Annotated in this window: 1 protein-coding gene; it reads right to left on the bottom strand. The window is 37.5% G+C overall.

The genetic code is table 11. The annotated features are described in order from the left end of the window. Positions 1–1143: 1143 nt before the first annotated feature. Positions 1144–3172 (bottom strand): autotransporter outer membrane beta-barrel domain-containing protein (locus ACFIK4_RS08810; RefSeq protein ID WP_375675775.1); only part of this gene is annotated, 2029 nt, incomplete at its 5' end.

Raw genomic sequence — 3172 nt, 5'->3', positions numbered from 1 at the left:
GGTATGCTTTGATGCTTACTTCATTCCCCTGATGGCGCAAGTACCCAGACAGTTTCTATATCATTATGTTTTTATTGTAAATAACAAAACGAATTATATCGATGATGTTCTCTATGATTTGAAGTTTTGCTTCAGAAAAACTTTTTTTCATGATCATAAAAAGTTGAGAAAAGTGGATTTCATAAAACCTAGCTTGGTTAAGCTTATGCTAAAAGCACTATGAAGTATGATATTTAAAAATTGTCTATTAAAGATAATCGTTATAAAAAGCTCTATAGCGTTGAGATGTATTATTTGATGCACTCACCAAAACGATCAGCAAATTTTTTCTGCTATAAGAAGAAGAGATGAGGGGGCTATTCACAGGCTTTCTTTAAAGAGGCTAAGGGTACCAAAGTCCATTTTTCTAAGGAAGCACAGCCCATTTCGCGATGGTGTTCATGAATGCTATAACGCTAAAGCCATAGAGTTCCATCATCTTTACGCTTACGAAGGAGCAAGCCCATCGCACTTTGCTAGCTCCCAATGTTTGTGACAAGCCCTTGGTTCTTGAGACAGTTCATGAGAGGACTTCTCAGGCTTTTCTTATATAACTTTTCTCCACACGCCAGCCCTGCTTGTAACGTGCAAGAAAATTTTTAATTGTTTCAACATAAAACAAGTTTGAAATGAGAGAATCCTACGATATTAGGGACTCTCATTCAACATGGAAAACAAAGAATTATCTTTATAAATCAATATACTGTATGGAATTAGAGGGATAAGCATTGTCAAAATGGTTTGCCTAAAAACGGTACATGGACATATAAATGAATCCTTACAGGGTGGTGTTAAGCTAATGGATTGAAGAAACAGGAGGATAAACATAGAAAAGGTATGAAGAGAGAGTTTCTTTTATCATTATCTTTTCCAATGTAGTCTTCTTTTTATTATCTAAAAATACACTTTGCTTAGCTTTATAGACAAATTCGATAATGAATATGCCGCGTGACTCGTGTAAATAGGAGGGAAGGAGATCATTGAGGAGAAAAGAAAAAAGTTTCAGGGGATAAGAATAGTAGCTTACATAGATTAAAAAGGCAGTATGTATACTGCCTTTTTTGTTAAATTGAATAGAATGAATAGGCTATTTACAGACTTTCCTTAAAACTGATAGCGTATCCCTCCTGAAAAGTTTGTTCCGGATATACCAGTTTTTTGCAGCTTTTTTCGATAGTTTATATCACCATGGAGGGCTAAACTGCGAGACAATTTTGCATTGATGCCAAGCCCACCTTCAATAGAAGATCCTGTAGGCTCAAGGGGAAAGGTGTTGCCAATCTGTACTTTACCATCATCACCAAAAGTTTTGAGAAAGTTCACTTTTCCATACAGAGAAATGACACGGTTCTTTTCTGTGGAGGTAGTAGTTTTTGTCAAACGTCCACCAATGCGTACTAACCATTGATAAGGTTCACCGATATCAACTTTAAGATTATCAGCATCAGAAAAGGCATTAAAGATTAGACGCTGGTAAACAAGTTGTGCCTGGGGTTCAAACGTGAGGGCTTTAATACCCGTTGTGAATTTTTGACCTATTGTTGTTGAGGCAATTAACATTTTTATATCATCGACTTTAGTGGTACTGTTAGCGATGGCTGTAGAGATATTTCCTTTCCAGATCCCATAAGAGAAGAGTGTATCCATATAGAAACCGCTATTATGCTCTATACCGCTGTAGGCTGTGACTGCCCATTTGTTAAGCGTACTCTTGTCTGCATCTTCTATATTTTGGGGGGTGAGGGATAATTGAGCATAGGTTCCGGTAAGACCCCAATATAGGATTGTATTTTGGCTCTTTTGTGCAGAAGCTGTAAAACCTGCTTGTGTAGCAGCATAGCGAATGTTTGTGTTATAGCCATATTGTTGTGACGATAGGGTTGCGATACTTCCATAGGAAGAGAGAAAGAATCCATTTTTTTTGACGTTATCTTCGATCCCTATAGCTGTTGTTCTCAGATCAGCTAACAGAGTACTTTGTTGAGCCATATCGATAAAACCAGCGTAGAAGAGAGCATTAGGTACGGCCAAATAGCTCGCTACTTGTGGTAAAATAAATTTCTGCAAACGGAAATCCCAGAAATTATCATTTTCTCCCAACAGGTTTAGTGTTTCATTTGCAGCACCATAGCTGGATGTTGGTCCATAAGCGGTAAGCCTATATTTATAAGGTGAACCAGTTGCTTGGATATAACCATTGGCTAATTTGAAGGAATTTTCATCTGCTTTCCCGGAAACTTGAATGAGCGAAACTCCACTGGTATTAGAAGAAGGGTGAAAAGCTTCTGTTATATTATTGCTATCTTTGAAATCACTCATAACATAAACTGTTGTTGTACCTAAGACATCCCCTTGGATCAGAAGTCGATCATTTTTTTGATCGATTATATCAGAGCTCTCAACAGATCCAACATTAAAAGAAATCTTTGCGTCACCAGAAGCATTGTAGACTGCTTGCGTGTCTGGTTTCCCAGAACCTATATGCAATATATGATAATGGTTTTCTGTCGGCTGTTGAAAAACAATGGAACTATTGTCGAGATTAAGTATAGAAACATCAGAATGAGATCTTTGGGCAATATCAAGTAACTTGCCCGCATCATCTTTTTCTTTTGTGCTAGTGTTTACGAACCATGTTGTATCGTTTTTGAGATCGAAAGTTGTTCTGCTGTTTTCGTCATTTCTTACTCCCCCCTGTAAGAGAGAGTTTTCTGCGGTGAGTGTAAAGATTTGATCAGGTTTTGGCGTATCATGAGTTATACCCACGAATAATCTGTCGGCACTGATTTTTGAATCTTTGAGGTTGAGTTTACCATTTGATGAATTGTTGGCAACAATACCCGTTCCATCTTCGACAAAAAGGTTTGTATTGGTCAGGTTGATTCTTGAAGTCTGATCGTTTTTGGAGTCATCAATGCTTATCCCATTGCACTGTGCTTTCGCAGAAATATCTGTGACATCAATATATCCGCCATCTTTTAAGACAAATGCAGCTTCTTTTGCTTTTACAGTTCCTCCAGTCATTGTGATTTTAGATTGTTCACCATCTGCATGAAGCCCATTATTTTCAGATGTTACTATAACATTATCATTTAAAGTAATTGTGCTGCCTTGCTTGGCTTGTACCTCACCG

This window comes from Bartonella sp. AP9QHHD, from assembly GCF_042195625.1.
Taxonomy (GTDB): Bacteria; Pseudomonadota; Alphaproteobacteria; order Rhizobiales; family Rhizobiaceae; genus Bartonella.
Note: the sequence above shows the minus strand (reverse complement) of the source record. Positions and strands in the feature narration are given on the sequence as shown.